Origin of the sequence: Mucilaginibacter robiniae (genome assembly GCF_012849215.1) — a bacterium.
Classification (GTDB): domain Bacteria; phylum Bacteroidota; class Bacteroidia; order Sphingobacteriales; family Sphingobacteriaceae; genus Mucilaginibacter; species Mucilaginibacter robiniae.
Genome location: NZ_CP051682.1, coordinates 4,815,028 through 4,837,132 on the forward strand (window position 1 = coordinate 4,815,028; position 22,105 = coordinate 4,837,132).

17 protein-coding genes are annotated in these 22,105 nt (G+C 40.3%); 6 read left to right on the top strand and 11 right to left on the bottom strand.

Annotation, left to right across the window (positions count from 1 at the left end; all coding sequences use genetic code 11):
- Positions 1 to 47 precede the first annotated feature (47 nt).
- Positions 48 to 1,931 (top strand): molecular chaperone HtpG, encoded by a 1,884-nt coding sequence (gene htpG, locus HH214_RS21090; RefSeq protein ID WP_169610935.1) that lies wholly within the window; start codon positions 48 to 50, stop codon positions 1,929 to 1,931.
- 140 nt (positions 1,932 to 2,071) lie between these two features.
- Positions 2,072 to 2,683, top strand: a complete 612-nt coding sequence (locus HH214_RS21095; RefSeq protein ID WP_169610936.1) for a DUF4251 domain-containing protein — start codon at positions 2,072 to 2,074, stop codon at positions 2,681 to 2,683.
- A 95-nt stretch (positions 2,684 to 2,778) separates the two neighbouring features.
- Here the strand turns inward: HH214_RS21095 and HH214_RS21100 are convergent, their stop codons facing one another.
- From HH214_RS21100 to fdhD, 3 genes are read right to left on the bottom strand one after another with little or no spacing between them, the layout of a single operon-like run.
- Positions 2,779 to 5,091: an FdhF/YdeP family oxidoreductase gene (locus tag HH214_RS21100; protein WP_169610937.1), complete on the bottom strand. Its 2,313-nt coding sequence runs from the start codon at positions 5,089 to 5,091 to the stop codon at positions 2,779 to 2,781.
- Entirely contained in the window at positions 5,088 to 5,441 is a 354-nt protein-coding gene (locus HH214_RS21105; protein ID WP_169610938.1) for a DUF7009 family protein, read from the bottom strand. The genes HH214_RS21100 and HH214_RS21105 overlap by 4 nt, the downstream gene beginning before the upstream one ends.
- A 6-nt stretch (positions 5,442 to 5,447) precedes the next feature.
- Positions 5,448 to 6,302: a formate dehydrogenase accessory sulfurtransferase FdhD gene (gene fdhD, locus HH214_RS21110; RefSeq protein WP_169610939.1), complete on the bottom strand. Its 855-nt coding sequence runs from the start codon at positions 6,300 to 6,302 to the stop codon at positions 5,448 to 5,450.
- A gap of 330 nt (positions 6,303 to 6,632) precedes the next feature.
- Here fdhD and HH214_RS21115 point away from each other — a divergent pair, with 330 nt between their 5' ends.
- Together HH214_RS21115 and HH214_RS21120 are read left to right on the top strand one after the other, a co-directional pair.
- Positions 6,633 to 7,727, top strand: coding sequence for an enolase C-terminal domain-like protein (locus tag HH214_RS21115; RefSeq protein WP_169610940.1), 1,095 nt, complete (start codon positions 6,633 to 6,635; stop codon positions 7,725 to 7,727).
- A gap of 20 nt (positions 7,728 to 7,747) precedes the next feature.
- Positions 7,748 to 10,834: an FAD-binding and (Fe-S)-binding domain-containing protein gene (locus HH214_RS21120; RefSeq protein ID WP_169610941.1), complete on the top strand. Its 3,087-nt coding sequence runs from the start codon at positions 7,748 to 7,750 to the stop codon at positions 10,832 to 10,834.
- Between the two features lie 99 nt (positions 10,835 to 10,933).
- Here HH214_RS21120 and HH214_RS21125 read toward each other — a convergent pair whose 3' ends face one another.
- The 6 genes from HH214_RS21125 to HH214_RS21150 form a co-directional block, all read right to left on the bottom strand.
- Entirely contained in the window at positions 10,934 to 11,623 is a 690-nt protein-coding gene (locus HH214_RS21125; protein ID WP_169610942.1) for an arylesterase, read from the bottom strand.
- Between the two features lie 12 nt (positions 11,624 to 11,635).
- Positions 11,636 to 14,194: an ABC transporter permease gene (locus tag HH214_RS21130; RefSeq protein WP_211166273.1), complete on the bottom strand. Its 2,559-nt coding sequence runs from the start codon at positions 14,192 to 14,194 to the stop codon at positions 11,636 to 11,638.
- Between the two features lie 6 nt (positions 14,195 to 14,200).
- Positions 14,201 to 14,887 (bottom strand): ABC transporter ATP-binding protein, encoded by a 687-nt coding sequence (locus HH214_RS21135; RefSeq protein ID WP_169610943.1) that lies wholly within the window; start codon positions 14,885 to 14,887, stop codon positions 14,201 to 14,203.
- A gap of 164 nt (positions 14,888 to 15,051) precedes the next feature.
- On the bottom strand, positions 15,052 to 16,662 hold the full coding sequence (locus HH214_RS21140) for a Na+/H+ antiporter (RefSeq protein WP_169610944.1): 1,611 nt from the start codon (positions 16,660 to 16,662) through the stop codon (positions 15,052 to 15,054).
- Between the two features lie 264 nt (positions 16,663 to 16,926).
- Positions 16,927 to 17,316: a nuclear transport factor 2 family protein gene (locus tag HH214_RS21145; RefSeq protein WP_169610945.1), complete on the bottom strand. Its 390-nt coding sequence runs from the start codon at positions 17,314 to 17,316 to the stop codon at positions 16,927 to 16,929.
- A gap of 28 nt (positions 17,317 to 17,344) precedes the next feature.
- The gene (locus HH214_RS21150; protein ID WP_169610946.1) at positions 17,345 to 18,364 is read right to left on the bottom strand and encodes an LLM class flavin-dependent oxidoreductase; all 1,020 of its coding nucleotides are present in this window, start codon (positions 18,362 to 18,364) and stop codon (positions 17,345 to 17,347) included.
- Positions 18,365 to 18,641: 277 nt separating this feature from the next.
- Here HH214_RS21150 and HH214_RS21155 point away from each other — a divergent pair, with 277 nt between their 5' ends.
- Both HH214_RS21155 and HH214_RS21160 read left to right on the top strand, forming a co-directional pair.
- Positions 18,642 to 19,832, top strand: a complete 1,191-nt coding sequence (locus HH214_RS21155) for a PAS domain-containing sensor histidine kinase (RefSeq protein WP_169610947.1) — start codon at positions 18,642 to 18,644, stop codon at positions 19,830 to 19,832.
- Complete coding sequence (locus HH214_RS21160) at positions 19,829 to 20,881, top strand: response regulator (protein WP_169610948.1); 1,053 nt, start codon at positions 19,829 to 19,831, stop codon at positions 20,879 to 20,881. Before HH214_RS21155 ends, HH214_RS21160 begins: the two co-directional genes overlap by 4 nt.
- A gap of 110 nt (positions 20,882 to 20,991) precedes the next feature.
- On the opposite strand, the gene HH214_RS21165 is transcribed toward HH214_RS21160, so the two are convergent.
- Both HH214_RS21165 and HH214_RS21170 read right to left on the bottom strand, forming a co-directional pair.
- On the bottom strand, positions 20,992 to 21,678 hold the full coding sequence (locus HH214_RS21165) for a sulfite exporter TauE/SafE family protein (RefSeq protein ID WP_169610949.1): 687 nt from the start codon (positions 21,676 to 21,678) through the stop codon (positions 20,992 to 20,994).
- Positions 21,675 to 22,097 carry a FixH family protein gene (locus HH214_RS21170; protein ID WP_169610950.1) on the bottom strand — a complete coding sequence of 141 codons (423 nt, stop codon included), beginning with the start codon at positions 22,095 to 22,097 and terminating at the stop codon, positions 21,675 to 21,677. The genes HH214_RS21165 and HH214_RS21170 overlap by 4 nt, the downstream gene beginning before the upstream one ends.
- Positions 22,098 to 22,105 lie beyond the last annotated feature (8 nt).

Consider the following 22,105-nt stretch of genomic DNA (forward strand, 5'->3'; position numbering starts at 1 on the left):
TAAAAGGGATTTAACAATTGAACGTAAATCTTTAAAACATGTTTGTTATGCAAGAAAAAGGAACAATTTCGATTCACACCGAGAACATTTTTCCGATTATCAAGAAGTTCCTGTATTCAGACAACGAGATCTTTTTGCGTGAGTTAGTATCAAATGCTGTTGATGCAACGCAAAAAATTAAACGTTTGTCATCATTAGGCCAGTACAACGGCGATTTAGGTCAGCTTCAGGTTGAGGTATCTTTCGACGAAAATGCAAAAACCATCACTATTTCTGATAATGGTTTAGGTATGACCGCCGATGAAATCAAAAAGTACATTAACCAGATTGCTTTTTCGGGCGCTACTGAGTTCATGGAGAAGTTTAAAGAAGCTAAAGATGCCAACGAAATTATTGGTCGTTTTGGTTTAGGCTTCTATTCAGCTTTCATGGTGGCTGATCAGGTTGAAATTCAAACTTTATCTTACCAGGAAGGTGCTGAACCAGCTCGCTGGATTTGCGATGGTAGCACTGAATTTGAAATTACCGAAGGTAACCGCACCACACGTGGTACAGATGTTATTCTGCACGTAAACAAAGAATCAGAAGAGTTTGTAAGCCAACACAAGCTGCAAGAAATTCTGGATAAATACGCTAAGTTTTTACCTGTGCCTATTAAGTTTGGTACTAAAACTGAACAAGAGCCCGATGGTGAGGATGAAGAAGGCAAACCTAAATACCAGTCTATTGAGGTTGATAATTTCATTAACGATACCCACCCGATCTGGACTAAATCGCCATCTGAATTAAAGGATGAGGATTATTTGAATTTTTACAAAGAGTTGTACCCGTTCTCGGAAGATCCATTATTCTGGATTCACTTGAATGTGGATTATCCTTTCAATTTGACTGGTGTATTATACTTCCCGAAAGTGAAGAACGACTTTGATTTCCAAAAAAATAAAATCAAGTTGTTCTCTCGTCAAGTATTTATCACCGATGAAGTAAAAGACATTGTACCTGAGTTTTTGATGCTGCTTCACGGTGTGATCGACTCACCGGATATTCCGTTGAACGTATCACGTAGCTTTTTACAAGCCGACAGCAATGTTAAAAAGATTAATACTTACATTACCAAGAAAGTAGCTGATAAGTTAAGTGAGCTGTTCAAAGCTGATCGTAAAGCTTATGAAGAGAAATGGCCAGACATTGGCTTGTTTGTCAAATATGGTTTTATCAGTGATGATAAATTCTACGAAAAGGCTAAAGATTTTACACTGCTAACCAACACAGCTAAAGAAACCTTTACCCTGAACGAGTACAAAGAAAAGGTTGAGGGTTCACAAACTGACAAAGACGGACAATTAGTATATATATACACTAACGAGCCAGCTAAACAGGATGCATTCATTCAATCGGCTAATAAAAAAGGCTATGATGTGTTGTTGATGAACTCTCCTATTGATAATCACTTTATCAGCCACCTGGAGCAAAAACTGGAAAAAACCTCTCTTAAACGTGTAGATGCTGATGTAGCTGATAAGCTGATTAAAAAAGATGAAGCGCCTGAAACAGTTTTAACTGAAGAACAAAGCACGCAGGTAAAATCCATTTTTGAAAAAGCTATTACTAAACCGGGCTTTAAGGTTGAACTAGAAAGCCTGAACCCAGAAGAACTACCGGTAACAGTTACTATGGATGAATTTATGCGCCGCATGAAAGACATGGCTGCTATGGGTGGCGGTATGGGCTTTTACGGTAGTTTACCTGACAACTATAAAGTAGTAGTAAATGGCAATCACAAATTGATTAGCCGCCTTATTCAAACTGATAACGAAGCAAAACAAACCCAATTGGCTAAACAAGCCTTTGACTTAGCTTTATTATCACAAGGATTGTTAACCGGTGCTGAACTAACTGAATTTGTTAATCGCAGTGTGAACTTGATCTAATATATCTTTAATAACCTTTTATGAAAAGCTGGCTACAAAGCCAGCTTTTTTCATTTATAATTAACTGTAAGTAAACAATATATACTTAATTTTTATTATAATTCTGTAACCAGGTAAACATTATAATAGATATAATAATTATGAAAAATTTAGGCTATATATTTTTACTGCTTATGCTATTAACAAGCAGTATAACATACGCACAACAGCCAGATAGCAAAGAAGCTAAAAAGGCGGCAAAAGTTGCGGATATTAAAAATCTTCTTGACCAAAGAAACTTTGTTTTTAAAGCTCAGTACGCAAATCCATTAGGTGGCGGCACTACAGCTTTAAATGGAAAACTAATTAATATCACGCCCGGAGGTACAGGTCATATTTACTTGAACTATGATTATGATGTTAAAATCCGGCCTGATTCTGTCATTTCATTTCTGCCCTACTATGGTACCATCACCTTTGATCCGCCTTATAGCCCTACCGATGATGGCATTAAGTTTACTTCTACTAAGTTTGGGTATAAAGTAAAACAAAGCAAAAAAGGGCGCACTATAATTACTATAACGCCGCAGGATGCCAAATATATCCAAAAGCTAATATTAGATGTATCTCCTGAAGGATATGCTAATTTAAATATTAACATCACTAACCGTTATAGTATATCTTATGATGGTTATATTGCTGCACCAAATAAAGATCACGGTGATAAGAATCCCCAATCCGCCTCAACCGGAACAAATAAAGAAGGGAATTAAAAATTCTCTTACTGTTTTATTGGGTATTATTTGATTGTACTATAATGAGTATAAAAGAAGAAAGGGATTAGTTAACTAATCCCTTTCTTCTTTTATTATGCCTGATGTGGTCTTAACTTAATCATTATTAGTTTAGTTGTTGGTGTATTGCTTTTTTCGGCTACACTATCAATTGGCACCAGCACGTTAGTTTCCGGGTAGTATGTAGCAGTGCATCGTTCAGGTATATCATAAGCTACAATAACAAACAAACGAGCCGAACGTTCAATACCGCCATAGTTATTGTATAAATCTACCTTATCACCCGTTTTAAAGCCAGCTTTCTCAATATCCTTATGATTCATGAATATTACCCGACGTTCGTTGTGTATGCCCCTATAGCGATCTTCCAATCCATAAATAGTTGTATTAAACTGATCGTGACTGCGTATACTGGTCATCATGTACTCATCTGCTGCCATGGGGTGTTCTGGTAGTTTAGATACGGTGAATTGCACTTTACCAGGCGTTTCATCAGTTTCAAAATCACCATGTCGCGGAGCATTTGGTAAGTAAAAGCCGCCTGGTATGCGCACTTTTTTATTGTATTCTTCAAAACCAGGTATCACTTTTTCAATCACATCACGAACATGATCGTAATGCGAAGCATACAAATCCCAGTTCACCACTGTACGGTCGGCCAATACTTTTTTAGCCAAGTTACATACGATCAGTGATTCGCTCATTAAATGATCAGAAACAGGTTGCAACACACCTTTAGATTGTTGTACTACTCCCATCGAGTTTTCACAACTTACAATTTGCATCTCGCCGTTTATCACATCTTTATCACTTCGCGCTAAAGTCGGTAATATTAAGGCTTCTTCACCATGCACTAAATGGCTGCGGTTCAGCTTAGTAGATACATGTACCGATAGCTTTAGTTTACGCATAGCTTCGGCTGTGTACATGGTATCTGATGTGGCTGAAAGAAAATTACCGCCCATGGCAAAAAACACCTTTACCTTACGCTGGTGCATCGCCTTAATCGTATCTACAGCATCATAGCCATGTTCCCGTGGTGGTTCAAAGCCAAACACTTCTTTAAGCTTATCCAGTTGTTTTTCATAAGGTTTATCATAAATCATCATGGTACGGTTACCTTGTACGTTGCTATGGCCCCGTACCGGGCATAAACCAGCACCTGGCTTACCCAGAGCACCTTTTAGCAGTACCAGATTTACAATTTCCTTAATTTGAGCAACGCCATTTTTATGCTGCGTAATGCCCATAGCCCAACATACAATAATGCGGCTTTTATGCTTTAGCATATCGGCAGCTTCTTGTATTTGCCCAAGTGGCACACCTGCAGCCTCAGCCAGCTCGTTTACATCATATTTTTCCAGGTCTTCAATAAACTGGTCGTAAAAAACTGTTTTATTTTCAATAAAGGTGCTGTCAAATATTTCTAACAGCGTTTCTTTTTCGTAATCATACAACAGCTTTTCAATAGCTTTTAGTAAAGCCATATCACCATTAATTTTCACCTGCAAATACAAATCGGCTAGCTTGGTACTCATGCCCAGCACCCCTTTGGTGGTTTGCGGGTTTTTGAAAGCAATTAATCCAGCTTCTTTCAACGGATTAATGGCTATAATCTTACTACCACTTTTTTTGGCTTTTTCAAGTGCTGTAAGCATACGCGGGTGGTTGGTACCCGGGTTTTGTCCCATAATGATGATGACGTCTGTTTCGTAGAAATCATTCAAGGTAACCGTACCTTTACCCATACCTATAGCTTCTGCCAAAGCCACACTGGTTGATTCATGGCATAGGTTCGAGCAATCAGGCATATTATTAGTACCGTATTCGCGTACAAACAACTGGTACAAAAAAGAAGCTTCATTACTTGTTCGGCCCGAAGTATAAAAAGCTGCCTCATTCGGCGAATCCAAGCCATTCAGATGCTCGGCAATTTTAGTGAAAGCACCATCCCAACTTATAGGCTGATAATAAGTGCCGCCTTTCGGCAGGTACATCGGCTCAGCAATGCGACCATGCTTGCCTATTTCCATATCAGTTTGATGAGCCAGATCAGCCACTGAGTTTTTAGCAAAAAACTCACCACCTATCTTTTTCAGTGTAGCTTCTTCAGCTAAAGCTTTGGCTCCATTCTCGCAATATTCAGCTACCGGAGAGCGATCATCATCCGGATCGGGCCAGGCGCAGCTTGAGCAATCAAAACCTTGCTTTTGGTTCATTTTAAATAAAGCCCCAACGCCTCTGGGGCCACCGGTTTCTTCAAATATATCGGCCATAGCCGCACCAACTGCGGTCATGCCCGCAGCCCATTTATAAGGTTCGGTAACCTTCAAGTCCAATAATCCTTCCGGATTTTCTGCACTAGGCAATTCTGTTCTCTCGCTCATTGTTTATTGGCTAACGGGTTAGGATAGTTATCGCTTTGGTCTTCAGCTACGTTTTCTAAACAGGTAAAATCTTTTTCAACCAACAAGTATAATGGCCCTTCGCTACAATCGAAACCAACACGATCTGTACTGGTCCAGTCATCAGCTAATTGTTCAGGTACTGAAAGGGTAATAATGTTATTATGCAAAGTAGCTTTCATTTCAGGCTCCATTGAACGTTGCAGCACATAGGTTAAAGCTTCCTCACCTATTGGTGTCTTTTCTTTATACATACCTTCGCGAGCAAATTGCTCAACCTCTGATCGGGTTAAACGGAAGCGCAAAGAGTTGGATCGGATACGAATTTTCATAAAACTTTATACGGTAGATATGCGGTGAGCCGCTGTGTAAATATTAAATCGCTGATGGCGCAAAAAGCCCACCAACGTTATGTTAAATTCTTGAGCCAGTTGTATGGCTAAACTGGATGGTGCACCAATGGCCGCTACTATTTTTATACCTGCCATAGCTGCTTTTTGTACCAGCTCAAAACTGATGCGGCCGCTTAATAGTAATACTTTATTATGCAACGGCAACCACCCGTTTCTTAAAGAGATCCCTATCAGTTTATCCAAGGCATTATGCCGCCCTACATCCTCACGAACGGCCAGCAACTCCCCTTGCAAGCTAAACAGTGCTGAAGCATGTAGTCCGCCCGTACTTTCAAATACCTGTTGGTGTTGTCGTAACAAGTCCGGTAATTGGTAAAGCAACGCTGATTGCAATACAACATCATCAGTTATAGATTCATCATACGCACTAACCGTGCGTATAGCATTGATAGAAGATTTGCCACATACTCCGCAGCTTGACGTCGTGTAAAAATTACGATCAGCATTGCGCAAGTTTGGGATTATGTGACTTTGCAGATTTACCTGAATGGTATTCTCACGATTTTCGGCACAAGCTATAAAAGAGTGCCCGGCTTCGGCTACATCACTGTGTGCTTTGATGATACCTTCTGTAAACAAAAAACCTGTAGCTAAGTCAGCATCATGTCCTGGAGTTCGCATGGTAACTGCTACATTTTGTATCTGCCGGTTGTTCTCAGGTCCGAAAAGCAATCTTATCTCCAAAGGCTCTTCTGCTGCAACGGCATCTTCTGCAGTTGCCTCCACCAAACCTTCCTGAATTTTCACAACCGGCACAATAGCACTAGCATCAATCACCATACTTCAAATATACAATTGCGGTTTATACATTGTTCATTTACTAACGTAATTATCGTAAGTTTAGCTTGTTTGTAATGCGCTATATATTACGTTTTTTAAACCTTGTTTATCGCTTTTCCAGCAGTGTAACATTTATGCTATACTGCACACCTGGTAAACAGCATTATAAGTACTGTTTACAGCTAAATTCCGTAAGATGGAAGACCAATTTTTAATCATTATAAATAACCATTTCGTGCATGTAAACGAAACAAATAAAAATTGTACCCTGTTGATTAGGTTGTAAACTTAGCCGCTTAGCGTAAACCAACAGCGCATTATAATTACTTCATGTATATTTCAGACACTATATCAAACCTGCGTGTTTCTGCCTACAAAATCCCTACAGATTATCCAGAATCTGACGGCACACTGGAATGGGACAGTACTATACTGGTATGGGTAGAAATAGAAGCGTTGGGTACAACAGGGGTTGGTTATACCTATGCACATCAAGCCACAGCCTACTACATTGAAGATAAATTAAAATCGTTGCTTATTGGTCAGAACCCAATGGAGATTCCAGCTATGTGGCAAAAGATGCTAAACATTGTCCGGAATGACGGAACAGCAGGTATTAGCTGTGCAGCTATCTCAGCGGTTGATAATGCTTTATGGGATTTAAAAGCTAAAATCCTGAATTTGCCTTTGGCTACATTACTGGGCATGGTACGGCCAGATATGCCTTTATATGGCAGCGGTGGTTTTACCTCATATCCTGATCGGCGCTTGCAAGAGCAGTTTACTGGATGGCTTGATAAAGGCATCAAAGCTATGAAAATGAAAATTGGCCGGGAACCAGACAAGGATTTTGCACGAGCTCAGGCCGCCAAAGCTGTCATGGGTGGTGCTGAACTGATGATAGATGCCAATGGTGCTTTCACGCCTCGTATCGCTGTTGCTACAGCAACAAAGTTTGCTGAATTAGGCGTATGCTATTTTGAAGAGCCGGTATCATCCGACAATCTGCAAGGCTTACATTTTATACGACAACAAGCTCCGGCTGCCATGCAGATTGCCGCAGGCGAATATGGCTATTCGTTGTGGTACTTTGCTGAAATGTTAAAACAACAAGCTGTAGATATATTACAGGCTGATGCTACACGTTGTTGCGGCATAACGGGCTTTTTAAAAGTTGGCTACTTATGTGAATCGCATCAAACTTTATTTTCATCACACTGTGCACCATCTATACATTTACATGCGGCTGTGGCGTTAAACAGCTTTTATCTGGCAGAGTATTTTCATGACCATGTACGTATTGAAAACCTCTTGTTTGATGGTGTGCAACAACCCATTAATGGCGTACTTAAGCCAGATTTAACCCGACCAGGTATAGGTATTGAGTTGAAATATGCCGATGCCGAATCTTATAAAATTTTGTAACAAAACACTATTCTTTTTATATGAATGTTGAAGATGTAAAAGCTGAAGTAGCAAAAATTGATGTTACCATGCTGGAGATTGAACTTCGGGCTACCATTAAAGGTGAAGTTCGTTTTGATAACGGTAGTCGTGCCGCTTATTCGACTGATGGTTCTAATTACCGACAGGTACCTATTGGAGTGGTGATTCCGAAAACGCGGGAAGACATCATTAATACGGTTGCCTTATGCAACCAATACAAAGCACCGGTATTATCACGTGGCGGAGGTACCAGCTTAGCCGGGCAGTGTTGTAATATTGCTGTAGTGATGGACATGACCAAATATTATAACAGTATATTGGAAATTGATCCTGAAAAACGCATTGCACGCGTAGAACCCGGTATTGTACTGGATGAGTTGCGTAAGGAGGCCGAAAAACATGGCGTAACGTTTGGCCCAGACCCGGCTACACATAACCATTGCGCTTTAGGTGGTATGCTGGGCAACAACTCATGTGGCACACACTCTATTATGGCCAAAAATGCAGGTCATGGCTCACGTACTTCTGATAATACCGACCGACTTACCGTCATGACCTATGATGGTTTAATTATGGATGTTGGTCCGACTAGCGAAGAAGAACTGGAACAAATTATAGCTGAAGGCGGCCGACGTGGTGAAATTTACCAAAAGCTGAAAAACCTTCGTGATAAATATGGAGATCTCATTCGCGAACGGTTTCCAAAAATTCCGCGCCGTGTATCCGGTTATAACATTGATGAGTTATTACCAGAAAGCGGCTTTAACGTAGCCCGTGCATTGGTGGGTACGGAAGGTACTTGCGTTACCATATTGGAAGCGCAGCTAAATTTAATTGAAAACCCGAAAGCCCGTTCATTGCTGGTGTTAGGCTATCCAAGTATATATGATGCTGGCCGACACTCACGTCATTTATTAGAAACCTACCCAATTGCGCTTGAAGGATTGGATAACAACTTGGTTGATGGCATGCGCAAAAAAGATTTGCATGTAGATGACATAACCATGCTACCTAAAGGTGGCGGCTGGCTGATGGTAGAATATGGCGGTGAAACTAAAGAAGAAGCCGACAACAAGGCTAAAGCCACTATGGAAATGCTGAAGAAAGAAGGTGACGCACCAGAAATGAGCTTATTTACAGATCCTGGTCAGGCTCAGAAACTTTGGGAAATACGTAAAGCTGGCTTAGGTGCCACTGCATATATTCCCGGTGAAGAAGACACCTGGGAAGGTTGGGAAGATGCTGCCGTACCACCCGAAAAGGTAGGTGACTACTTGCAGGAATTCCGCGACTTGATGAACAAGTATGCCTATGTAGGCTCTCTTTACGGTCACTTTGGTGATGGTTGTATGCATACCCGCATCAACTTTGATTTGGTTACAGCACCAGGCATTGAAAAGTACCGTCAGTTTACCCGTGATGCTGCGGAACTAGTTATCAAATACGGTGGCTCTTTATCCGGTGAACATGGCGATGGACAGTCTCGGGCTGATTTGATTCATCTGATGTTTGGTGAAGAACTCATGCAGGCTTTTCATGAGTTTAAAGAAATTTGGGACCCTGAATGGAAAATGAATCCAGGCAAGGTAATTGACCCTTACGGACAAACTTCAAACCTACGTTTAGGTGCTGATTATAATCCGCCAAAGCTGAAAACTCACTTCACTTTTCCTGAAGATAACGGCAGCTTTGCTCATGCTACTATACGCTGTGTAGGCGTAGGTGAATGTCGTAAACATGAGGGTGGCACCATGTGCCCAAGCTACATGGTAACTCGTGAAGAAGAGCACTCTACCAGAGGCCGCGCCCGCTTATTATTCGAAATGCTGGAAGGCGATGTATTGAAAAAAGGTTGGGAAAGCGACGAGGTAAAAGATGCGCTTGACTTATGCTTAGCTTGTAAAGGTTGTAAAGGTGACTGCCCGGTTAACGTAGATATGGCTACCTACAAATCGGAGTTTCTATCGCACTATTATGAAAAGAAAACACGCCCGCGTTCAGCCTATGCGTTTGGGTGGATCTATTGGTGGTCAAGAATGGCTTCAATAGCTCCGGAAGTAGCTAACTTCTTAACCCATAATCCGGTTACGAAAGGCATTGCCAAATGGGCCGCCGGTGTAACACCTAAAAGAGAGATACCAAAGTTTGCTGATTATAACTTTAGAGATTGGTTTTTCAGTCAGCCTAAAAACAATAGTGTAGCTAAACCTAAAGTGATTTTATGGGCTGATACCTTTAACAATTACTTTTTGCCTGAAACATTAGTAGCTGGTAAAGATGTGCTGGAGGCAGCCGGTTTTGAAGTGATAGTACCCAAACAAATTTTATGTTGTGGGCGACCACTTTATGATTTTGGCTTCCTGAATATGGCTAAAAACCTCCTGCATGACATATTGGAAGGTTTAAGAGACGAAATACGCGCCGGTATTCCGGTAGTTGGTTTGGAGCCTAGCTGTGTAGCTGTTTTTCGGGATGAAATGACTAGTTTACTGCCTGATAACGAAGATGCCAAGCGCCTGAAAAAACAAGTTTATACCATAGCTGAGTTTTTAGAACAGAAAGCACCTGATTTTAAAATTCCAGAGTTAAAAAAGAAAGCTCTGGTACACGTACATTGCCACCATAAAGCCATCATGAAAACTGAAGCTGATGGCAAAGTGTACGAGAAAACAGGATTAGACTACCAGTTTCTGGATTCAGGCTGTTGTGGTATGGCCGGTTACTTTGGTTATGAAAAAGGCGCTCACTACGAAGTTGGTTTAGCAGCTGGTGAACGTGTGCTGTTGCCTACTGTACGCAATGCTGATAAAGATACCTTAATTGTTACCGATGGCTTTAGCTGCCGCGAGCAAATTGAACAAGGTACTGACCGTCACGGCTTGCATACGGCTCAGGTTATCCAAATGGCTTTGAAAGAGCAAGGACATGCCACCAGTACTGCTTACCCCGAAAAAGCGTATGTAGAAAACAAACCTTACATACCTGGTGCTAAGTTAAAGCGTTATGCTTTGCTAGGTGGAATTGCTTTAGCGGCAACGGCAATAGTTGTAGCCGTAAGTAATTTAAGTAAAAAAGCAACTGAGTAACCGCTTTAGTTAACCGGCTGATGATTCTTTTTAATAGCGAAGAGCCATCTGGTTATGCACCAGATGGCTCTTCGCTATTTATGTAATGACCTTATCGGTTTATAATATATTTTTCAATACTGGCCAAACGTTTTCATTAGCCACGATTTTTGCTCCGGATTTGGTTGGATGTATGCCGTCAGCTTGGTTTAAGGCAGCTATACCACCTACATGGTTTAGCAGAAAAGGAACTAGCGTCATGTTATTTCTAGCAGCCACTTCAGGAAATACTGCTTTAAAATCATAAGTGTATTTAGCTCCCATGCTGGGTGGTATCTGCATGCCTAGCATTACTAATTTAGCTTTTGGATATTTGGCTTTAACTTTATCAATTATAGCTTGCAAGTTTTTACGGGTATCACTTACAGGTACACCTCGTAGACCATCATTAGCACCTAGTTCCAGTACAAAAACATCAACTTTTTGCCTAAGTACCCAGTTAATACGATTTAAGCCTCCAGCTGTGGTTTCCCCGCTTGAACCTGCGTTCACTACCTTATAAGGCAACTTTGCCGAATCAATCTTTTTGGCAATCACTCCCGGAAATGCATCAGCCGGATCATCTAAGCCATAACCGGCAGTTAGGCTATCCCCAAAAAACAATACTGTTTTTTGGGGCTGGTTATCTGTTTTACTTGCTTCCTGTTGCTTGACAGCCTCTTGCGAGCTAGTTGTATTTTGTTCTTGGCAAGCTGTAAAACACATGGTTGCCAAGAACGTGTAAATTATTTTAAATGGAACTTTCTTCATAACCTTTAAACGTTAAATATCCGACCTTAATACTTCCAGTGGCGGCCGGTTCAGTACTCCACGGCTATTCAATAAACCAATAATAACCGTTAATGCAGATGAAATACCAAACATGATGATAGCCGGTTTATAATTTATCAGGAAAGGTGTTTCAAAACTGTATTTTGCCAGCAGCCAAGTGCCTAGTAAAGCAATTATTATCCCGGTTAAAGCAGATAATGCCCCCAGAAATAAGTATTCCAACATAGTAATAATTAAAATTTGCTTGCGGCTTCCACCTAAGGTACGTAACAGCACACTTTCTTTAATACGCTGATATTTACTAATACGTACTGAAGCAATTAGCACTATAATACCTGTGGCAATACTAAAACCGCTCATAAAACGAATTACATAGCTGATTTTATTCAATATCTCATCCAGCACGGTAAGTACCAAGCCTAAATCTACAATGGATACATTAGGATACTTACGTACAACCGCTTGTTGATACTGGCCAGATACTTTGGCTGAAGGCACATGGGTAAACAATACATGAAATTGCGGTGCCTGCTCCAATACACCCGTTGGAAATAAAATCCGGAAATTAGTTTGTATTCGGTTCCAGTTTACTTTGCGCAAACTCGCTATAGTAGCATTCATAGGAGTTCCTTGTACATTAAACACTACTTTATCATTCACCTTTAAATGCAACTGGTTGGCTAAACGCTCATCAAACGACACCGGGATTTCACTTGCATCAGCAGCCTCACCTATCCATTTACCAGCCGTTATTTTTTCGGATGATACTAAACTATCACGATAGGTGACCCGGTACTCACTAGTTAAAGCACGGCGCATACTAGCCGAGGTACTATCTTTCTCCAGATCAGTGATAGTTTTATTGTTAATCTTTTCAATTCTTATAGTTACGATAGGTACCTGTTGGATAACAGGCATTTTATATTGCCGGGTAATATCCACAATGCCTTTTTCCTGATTGGTTTGAATATCAAACAAGATAATATTAGGCTGATTACCGCTAGCCGATAGGCTTACCTGCTTAATCAATAACGATTGTACAAAAATCAAAATGCAGATAAAAGCTGTACTTAAGCCAATGGAAACCATCAAAATGATGGTTTGATTATTGGGCCGGTACAAATTTGCAAACCCCTGCCTTAATAAATAACTCCACGAACCCTGCACCAATAATTTCACTATGCGCATGAGCAGTAGAGCCATCAGCGTCAAAATTAAAAAGCCTATTAATATGGCTGCAGTAAAAGCCAAGCTTGCTGGCCAGCTATTGAGTTGCAAATGAGCAAACACTATAATGAATGCTAAAATTAGCAAATACACCAGCCATCTTAGCGGGTCGCGCTTAGGGGTAGCTTCATCATATGATGCTCTTAATGTATTAAGCGGCGATATGTTACGAATGGAAATGAGTGGCAGCAACGCGAACAATACAGAAATAATTACGCCTAAAACAATTCCCTGCTCCAAAGCCAACCAAGAAACTGAAACTTCAACATCGAAAGGCAGAAAGTCTTTTAGTACCAGCGGAAGCAGATACTGTATAGCTGAACCTAAAGCCGCACCTATTACAGAACCAATCAGGCCAATACCAGCTATCTGTATCAAAAAGATCAGAAAAGCTTCTGAAGCTTTAACACCTAAACATCGTAATACAGCTATTGAAGCTACTTTTTCGCGAATGTAAATCTGTGTGGCGCTTGCAACACCTATGCAGCCTAGAAGTAAAGCAATAAAACCCACTAGTGATAAGAAACGGTTTAAATCATCAAATGCCCTACCTGTGTTTTGTTTACGTGTTTTTATGGTTTCATAATGTAGGCCAGCTTTATCTAATTTGTTATCTAACTGGTCTGCTAACTTATCTACATTAACATCTTTGCTAAATTTATAGTAAAAGCTATAGTTGATACGACTTCCCTTTTCAACCAAGCCAGTTTTATCCAAGTACTGCAACGGAATATACACTATGGGTGCTATGCTGGCAGCTACACCAGTTTGCCCGGGTGCATCGTTCAAAATACCGGCAATAGTAAATGTCACCTTACCTATTTTGACTGAATCATTTACCTGAACTTTGTACTGCTGCATTAAGGATTTTTCGACTAATGCGTAAGCGCCGCTTTTGAAACTTTGAGCAGCCTTAACTGGCGTAGTCTCGATACTACCATAATAAGGATAATTGCCCTGTAATGCCCGTATTTGTACCAGCCGAGTGTCATTGCTTTTGCTAAATAAAACCATAGAGGCAAAATCGCGCTCCTGTGAACGTTCGTCACCCAAACTATCTAAGAGGGGCTGCAAAGTCTTATCTACTGGTTTATTGCCGGAAATTACCAGATCGGCCCCTACCAAAGTAGCAGCCTGATCATTAATGGCCTGCCGCATGTTGTAGCCAAAAGAGTAAATAGCTACCAATGCCGCAATCCCCAGAATGATAGAAGATATAAATAGAAAAAGCCTTGATCGGTTACGCCGGCTATCACGCCAAGCCATGCGCAAAAGCCAGCCAATACGTATGCTCCTGCTAAAATTTAAAGTTTCTGATGGCATACTCAATTAGGCTTGGGTTAAAGTATCAGAAACCAACTTGCCCCCTTTTATTCTTAATATACGCTGAGTTTTGGCAGCAAAATCCATATCATGTGTTACTAAAATAAGCGTAGTACCCGCATCCTGGTTCAGGTCAAACAACAATTTGACCACCTTATCACTGGTTTCTGCATCCAGATTGCCCGTAGGTTCATCTGCAAATAATATCTTGGGTTGGTTTGAAAAAGCTCTGGCTATAGATACCCGCTGCTGTTCACCACCCGACATTTGTAAAGGATAGTGATGGCTGCGAGCAGATAAGCCTACTTTATCCAGCAAATCCAACGCTCGTGCTTTTATATTTTTTTCTCCACGTAGCTCCAATGGTACCATTACATTTTCCAGTGCGGTAAGCGTAGGCAGCAATTGAAAATTCTGGAAAATAAAACCTACATATTGGTTACGTACTTGAGCCCTCTTATCTTCACTTAACTGGTTTAAATCAATTTGATTGAGCTTAATGCTACCAGACGTTGAACGATCAAGTCCGGCGCATAGGCCCAACAGCGTAGTTTTGCCACTACCTGATGGACCAACAATTGCGTTCACCGAGCTGGCAGGTATGGCAAAGTTGATGTCATCCAGTACAGTCAGTGTTTTGCCTGCACTTTTATAGGTTTTATTTAGGTTTACTATTTCAAGAATGTTTTCCACTTAGTAATAATTTATAGTTCAGCGATTATACTTTAGACCTACGTTGTACCAGTAAGTTACAACCTGAATTTTGCTGAACGTGCTTTTAATTTAAAAATGAGAGTTGCGTAGAAGATACATCAGCATAAAACTCGTTAGTTTGCTGAAATTTGATTCAACAAAAATCACATAAACTTTCGTCTTAACTTTTCTTCCTCTAAATCTATCTGTGCTAAATGCTTTTTAATTACATCATCATCAAATTCATCTTTTTTGCTGATGGTAATTAATATTTTTCTTTGTTGTTCCAGTATATCTGTACTAATGTGCTTAAAATCTGCAATTATGGCATCCGTATGATGATCGTCGTTGTGTACAGATCTTTTATATTCATCTAAAAACTTGCTATCATTTTCAAGTCTTAATTGCAGCCCTTGTAACAAACGATTTTCACTTACCTGCTGCTTATATTTATCATGCAATAAGCCTAAAGTTGATGATGCTATTTGTGTCCTAATAATAGCTTCTTGTTCGCTTTCTGACAGTGCATCATCAGGCTCTTGCAAATCTAAACTACGTACCAACCAAGGTAATGTTAACCCTTGTAAAACCAAGGTAATTAATATGACACCAAAAGTGATGAACAAAATCAGATCGCGCTGTGGAAAAGGTTTTCCGTTATTTATCAATAATGGGATAGACAAGGCAGAAGCCAAAGACACTACACCACGCATACCAGCCCAGCCAAAAACCAATGGTTGCCGCCAACCCGGATTATCATTGGCAGTTTTCATGACGTGGCTTATTGCTTTGGTAAACAGTGAAGCCCCCAAAGTAAACAGAATACGACTTAGTATAATCACCCCGCTGATAATTAAACTGTATTTGATGGCATCGGCGATAGAAACATGATCTAGCTGCTTGACTATGGCAGGCAACTCCATACCAATTAACATAAACACCAATGCATTTAATACAAAACCTATGGTAGTCCATACACTAGTACCACGCAGCCTACTGTTATGACTCAAGATAACATGGCTGTTACCAGATAAAAATAGCCCCCCGCTCACTACCGCCAGTACACCCGAAAAATGAAGCTTTTCAGCAACCAAATACATGAGGTAAGGTGCAATAAAGCTTAATATAGTATCCATGCTGGCTGTAGTAGGTAACCATCGATGTATGGCATAAAACACCAGCGCTACCACAATGCCTACTATAATACCCATTACGATAACCATGCAAAAGCTGGTTAATGCCTGGTGAAAAACAAAGGTACCAGAAGCAACTGCAGCCAAAGCAAATTTGAATACCGTTAAACTGGAAGCATCATTCATTAAACTTTCGCCCTCAATAATGGAAATCAAATCTTTAGGCACACGAACCTGCTTTAAAATTGCCGTGGCTGATACAGCATCAGGTGGTGAAATAATGCCGCCGAGCAAAAAACCTAAAGCTAGTGTAAAACCCGGAATGATCGCGTTGGATATAAATGCGATAATGCAAGAAGTAAGGATAACAATGCCAAAAGCAAAAGAACTGATAATACGGCGAAACTTCCAGATGTTTTTCCACGAAGCTTGGCCGGCAGCATCATACAACAGCGGCGGTAAAAAGATCAGAAATATCATTTCAGGATCAATACTCACCTTGGGCAACTTAGGTATAAAACCCAGCAAAAGCCCACCAATAACTAACACAATCGGATAAGCTATTTTTAGTTTCCGAGCTAGCATGACCAGAAACAAAATGATGAGTAATAATATCAAATAAAAGCTAAACGTATCGTGCATGACTCAATGTTAATATATACATTCCTGTGAGGCAGGAACACTTATTTAACTGTAAATAGCTTAGGTTGTTCGTTACAGATTGATTCTATACATCAGGATTACACAATAGTATGAGAGATGGATGTTAGATTAACAGGAAGATTTACCTAGTACGTACCTTTATAAAAATCAAATTGCAGGTATTAAAGTGTAATACCTGCAATTTATTTGCTTAACCTGCTTCTTTTATCAAAACTCAGGTAAAATATTCAAGCTTTTACATTATTATCCTTGCACCATAGCAGTTTGATGTGCCAGAAAACGCCAAACATCTACCTCCTTACGCCAAACAGCTAGGTAAATAGAAGTCATTGTTTTTTTAGTTCCATGAAGTGTTACCTGCAAGGTTACCTTACCATGTACCACCAAACTGGAATTACCAGCCAGAGTGGCACTTTCTACCTGAATTTCGACTCGGTGGTAGTTATACAAGCCATCGCTAAACTTCTGCACAAAGCTTTCTTTATCATCCCAATAACCACCAGAATGACCATAATACAAATCATCTGAAAACAGCCCTGCTAATTTTTCAGCATCACCAGATACCATAATTTGCGATCTGGACTTTTCCAATTCAACGGCAAGGTTTAATAAGCTTTCGCTAATCATGTTCATACTATTACGTTCCTTAATTTGTACCTGATTAAACTAAACTAGGTACACGCAAAGCCTCTGCAAAAAGCTGATAAGAATGTAACCGAGCCTGATGGTTATAGATGTGCGAAGTAGCCATAATTTCATCAACTTGTGTTTGGTTGATGAAAGCCTGCAAATCTATTTTCAGCTTTTCCGGTCCGCCGATAAAAGAGTAACCTAGCATTTGCATTACCGCTTCTTCCTCATAAATATTCCAAATGCTTTCCATACTTTCAACCGGTGGTTGCAAAAGCTTACGTTTACCAGTTACTACCCCCATAAAAAATTGCTTTAGAGAGGTAGCCAAATACTCAGCCTCGTTATCAGTATCAGCTGCCACCACGTTAACACAAGCCAGTACATAAGGCTGTTGCAAGTGCGCTGAAGGTTGAAAGTTTTTACGATATATATTGATAGCTGTTAAAAATTGTGCTGGTGCAAAATGACTGGCAAAAGCATAAGGCAGCCCCATTGTAGCAGCCAAGCGGGCACTATCGGTACTGGAACCTAGTATCCAAATAGGTATATCTAACCCTTCGCCTGGAATAGCCCTAACCTTTGCTGTACTATTTTCAGCTGAAAAGAAGTTTTGTAAACGTTGTACATCTTGCGGGAATTGGTAAGCAGCCTGCATGTTTTCACCGCGTATAGCCATAGCTGTTAATTGATCTGATCCGGGTGCACGGCCCAAACCTAAATCTATACGTCCGGGGTATAAAGATGCTAAGGTACCGAACTGTTCGGCCACAATTAGCGGAGCATGATTAGGTAACATAATACCGCCCGAACCCACCCGTATAGATGTAGTACCACCAGCAATATAGCCAATGAGTACAGCCGTAGCTGAACTGGCAACATTCTCCATATTGTGATGTTCGGCAAACCAATAACGGTTGTAACCCAGTTGCTCAGCCTGCTTAGCTAATTCTAAACTATGATGAAAAGAATTTGCAGGTGTTTCTCCTTCTACTACGGCTGCCAAATCGAGTATAGAATATGCTGTATGATGAGATGGTATTGAACTCATATGACTTTGTTCCTTTTGCTTTATTTATGGTGAAGTAGCTAATACGCTTACTTGTAATACTCAAATTTAGGTGATGTAAGCTAAGCTGTAGTTATCAGCAGTTAGATATGACTTTAAGTCTACATACTTCTTGGCATGGACATCTATCAAATAACTCTATGAAAATGACCTCAATCACTTTTTCACATAACGACCGACATAAACATATACAAGTCCAGATTCAGATATTTGCACTTGTGACTTTCATCACCTTTAGAAAATTTCTGTACTTTTAAAAATGGAAAATGCTGCTTTACTCAATGCTATTATTGAAAATGCGATAGACGGCATCATCACTATCAATGAACGAGGCATTATAGAAACCATAAATCCTTCGGCTTGTAAATTATTTGGCTACAAGCCTGAAGAAGTAACAGGTAAAAGCATATCTATACTGATGCCCGAGCCCGATCAAAGCCGGCATGATGAATATATACAACGCTATCAGCATACAGGGCAGGCTCATATTATTGGTATTGGCCGCGAGGTGTTGGGTTTGCGCAAAAATGGCTCTGTGTTCCCTTTTCGTTTAGGAGTAAGCGAGGTTCAGTTCTCAGGACGTAAAATCTACACAGGTTTTATTCACGACCTCAGCCGGGAAAAGCAAGCGGAAGAGCAGTTAAAAGAATACGCTATGCAACTGGAAAACCTGGTGGAAGAGCGTACACAATCGTTAAAAGAAACTGTAATGGCTTTACAGGATGCGAAGGAAGAAGTAAGCCAATCTTTAGAAAAAGAAAAAGAATTAAGTCAGCTAAAAAGCCGGTTTGTATCGATGGCTTCGCATGAATTTCGTACACCATTAAGCTCCATACAATTATCAGCGGCATTAATTGAAAAGTACGTACAGCAAGTTGACCAAGCTAACGTTATTAAACATACCGGAAAAATCAAAAATTCAGTCGGTAACTTAACTGGCATTTTAAACGAATTTCTATCATTGGAACGGCTAGAGGCTGGTAAGATAGAGCCCGTTTTTACCCGTTTTGATATTGTTAAATTTGCCGAAGAAATTACGGAAGAAATGCAACTGATAGCTAAGCAAAACCAGCATATCATTTATCAGCATACCGGTACACTCAGCCAGGCAACTCTCGATCAGGCTCTGCTCAAAAACTGTATCATTAACTTAATGGGCAATGCCATCAAATACTCTGGCGAAAACACATTTATTGAGTTTAATACCGAAATTACCACCACAAATTTGGTGGTAATTATTAGAGATAATGGCATCGGCATCCCGGAAACCGATCAGAAACATTTGTTTGAAGCTTTCTTCCGGGCACATAATACCGGCAATATTCCTGGTACAGGCTTAGGCTTAAATATTGTTAACCGGTACGTAAGGCTCATGAACGGGCAAATTGACTTTGAAAGCAAAGTTGATCTAGGTACTGCATTTACACTCTCATTCCCTTTAATATCATGAAAACTCTCATTTTAATTATTGAAGATAATACCGATATACGCGAAAGTACAGCAGAGATTTTAGAACTAACAGGTTACGAGGTGCTACAGGCACTAAACGGGAAAATAGGCGTTGAACTAGCGCAACAACACAAACCCGCTCTTATCTTATGCGATATTATGATGCCAGAGCTGGACGGTTATGGTGTTTTGTACTTGTTAAGTAAAAACCCCGAAACAGCGTCAATTCCTTTTATTTTCTTAACAGCTAAAAGTGAACGTACCGATTTTAGAAAAGGCATGGAAATGGGCGCTGATGATTACTTAACCAAGCCGTTCGACGATATAGAGCTTTTGAATGCTATTGAAAGCAGATTAAGTAAAAAAGAGAAGCAAGAAGCTTATTACAGCCAATCGTTGCAAAGCATAGAGCGTTTAGCTAGTGCTCAGAATACCGGTACAGCCGAACTAAAAGCCCTAATAGCGGGTCGTAAAGTAAGGCAGATGAAAAAGAAACAGGTACTGTACTATGAAGGCGATCAGCCGCAAGGCATTTACCTAGTACTGGATGGCAGTATTAAAACTATTAAGCTAGCTGAAGATGGTCGCGAATTAATGACTGGGTTATACAAAGCTGAAGATTACTTGGGCGTAAACGCCGTACTGCTAGAAGAGTCATTTAACGAAACAGCTGAGGTTGTGGAAGATGCAACTGTATGCCTTTTACCCAAAGATGCTATGCTCTCGCTGATTAACCGCTACCCTGATGTTGCCCAGCAATTTATAAAAATACTCTCAAATAATATTCGCGAAAAAGAAGAACAATTGTTGGAGTTAGCTTACCATTCTGTACGCAAACGCTTGGCTCAAACCTTGGTTAGGTTGAGCAAATCATCAGCTGATGCTGCACAATTCAAGGTATCACGCGAAGAACTGGCCTCTATGGCAGGTATTGCTACGGAAACTGTAAGCCGTACACTTACGGATTTTAAAGATGAGCAACTTATTGAAAAGAAAGGCAGTACTATACAGATTTTAAATCTTAACCGGTTGATTAAGATGAAGAACTAAAATTAGCTTGTTTGATCTAGAAATAAAGCTGAACACTTTATAGGTGTTCAGCTTTATTTTTAAATAGATAGTAGTGTATCGGTAATGCTAAAAATAGAAAGCAAAGTTTATTACCTGCAAACACCTGCATTCATAATATTTTTAGACGGGCTTAGATACGGAATATCCAAGTTCATACCACGTAATAAGAACCAAATACCTAAACAAAGCATTACGTAAGGTATAAACTTGTTAATTCTTCGGCGCATGGTCATGTTCATTAATCCACTGCCTACGGTAGCAATCAGCATGAGTGGTAGTGTGCCTATACCAAACCAAAACATATATTGTGCAGCTCCGTTCACTGAACCTGTATTAACAGCCCCTATAAGAGCTAAGTAAACAAACCCACAAGGCAAAAAACCATTAAGCATTCCTATAATCCAGTGCCCGGCACGCTTAGTTAAAGCGTAAGTTAACAGTCGGTTAAAAGGTAGTAGTATTTTAGATCCCCAAGAAGTTACAGCTGACTTTTTAAAAAACCTGGCACCCGCCGCTAATACAATTAATACCCCACTTAATAAACTTACCCACTGCTGCATACCAGCCAGCCAAAGCTGACGACCAATAAGCCCGGTAATGATGCCTAGTAAAGTGTAGGTAAATGTACGGCCTAGATTATACACCAGCTTATCCCACACCAGCAACCATCCTCTACCCTCTCTCACAGAAACGGCAAAAGCTAAAGGGCCACACATACCTACACAATGCACACTGCCAAACAGCCCTACAAAAAAGGCAATCTCATTGTTACTCATGGTAAATATACTTCCTGCTCGTACAAGTAATTTTTATGCAAACTTGCCCACTCAAAACGCAAATGCCACTGCCCAGTTGAAAGCTGTTCTAACGGGATGCTTACTACGTTGCCGGCATTGCTTTGAATAGAAAACATCTTATCAAGCCGGTGATTGGAAGCATGTTCGAATTTTACTGATCCATCTGCTGGCTGAGTAAACCTCACGATCAGATTATTGTCACTGAAGCTAATTACCGGTTGCGCTTTATCTTGCGCTACCTGTTTTTCGCGTACATAATCATGATCAAAGGTTAACCCTTTTTCATAATATTGTTTATCGTAATCATCAGCAGGCTGAGTAAACATATAAACACCCATACTTATAATAAACAGCATAAAGCTGCCCATGCCTGCTACTAAATATTTTCCCCAATTCATATCAAATT

Coding starts and splice junctions, on each gene's coding strand:
- HH214_RS21160 (WP_169610948.1), top strand. CDS start 19,829: ATGAAAACTCTCATTTTAATTATTGAAGATAATACCGATATACGCGAA.
- HH214_RS21150 (WP_169610946.1), bottom strand. CDS start 18,364: ATGAGTTCAATACCATCTCATCATACAGCATATTCTATACTCGATTTG.
- HH214_RS21155 (WP_169610947.1), top strand. CDS start 18,642: ATGGAAAATGCTGCTTTACTCAATGCTATTATTGAAAATGCGATAGAC.
- htpG (WP_169610935.1), top strand. CDS start 48: ATGCAAGAAAAAGGAACAATTTCGATTCACACCGAGAACATTTTTCCG.
- HH214_RS21100 (WP_169610937.1), bottom strand. CDS start 5,091: ATGAGCGAGAGAACAGAATTGCCTAGTGCAGAAAATCCGGAAGGATTA.
- HH214_RS21145 (WP_169610945.1), bottom strand. CDS start 17,316: ATGAACATGATTAGCGAAAGCTTATTAAACCTTGCCGTTGAATTGGAA.
- HH214_RS21125 (WP_169610942.1), bottom strand. CDS start 11,623: ATGAAGAAAGTTCCATTTAAAATAATTTACACGTTCTTGGCAACCATG.
- HH214_RS21120 (WP_169610941.1), top strand. CDS start 7,748: ATGAATGTTGAAGATGTAAAAGCTGAAGTAGCAAAAATTGATGTTACC.
- HH214_RS21165 (WP_169610949.1), bottom strand. CDS start 21,678: ATGAGTAACAATGAGATTGCCTTTTTTGTAGGGCTGTTTGGCAGTGTG.
- HH214_RS21095 (WP_169610936.1), top strand. CDS start 2,072: ATGAAAAATTTAGGCTATATATTTTTACTGCTTATGCTATTAACAAGC.
- HH214_RS21170 (WP_169610950.1), bottom strand. CDS start 22,097: ATGAATTGGGGAAAATATTTAGTAGCAGGCATGGGCAGCTTTATGCTG.
- HH214_RS21105 (WP_169610938.1), bottom strand. CDS start 5,441: ATGAAAATTCGTATCCGATCCAACTCTTTGCGCTTCCGTTTAACCCGA.
- HH214_RS21115 (WP_169610940.1), top strand. CDS start 6,633: ATGTATATTTCAGACACTATATCAAACCTGCGTGTTTCTGCCTACAAA.
- fdhD (WP_169610939.1), bottom strand. CDS start 6,302: ATGGTGATTGATGCTAGTGCTATTGTGCCGGTTGTGAAAATTCAGGAA.
- HH214_RS21140 (WP_169610944.1), bottom strand. CDS start 16,662: ATGCACGATACGTTTAGCTTTTATTTGATATTATTACTCATCATTTTG.
- HH214_RS21130 (WP_211166273.1), bottom strand. CDS start 14,194: ATGCCATCAGAAACTTTAAATTTTAGCAGGAGCATACGTATTGGCTGG.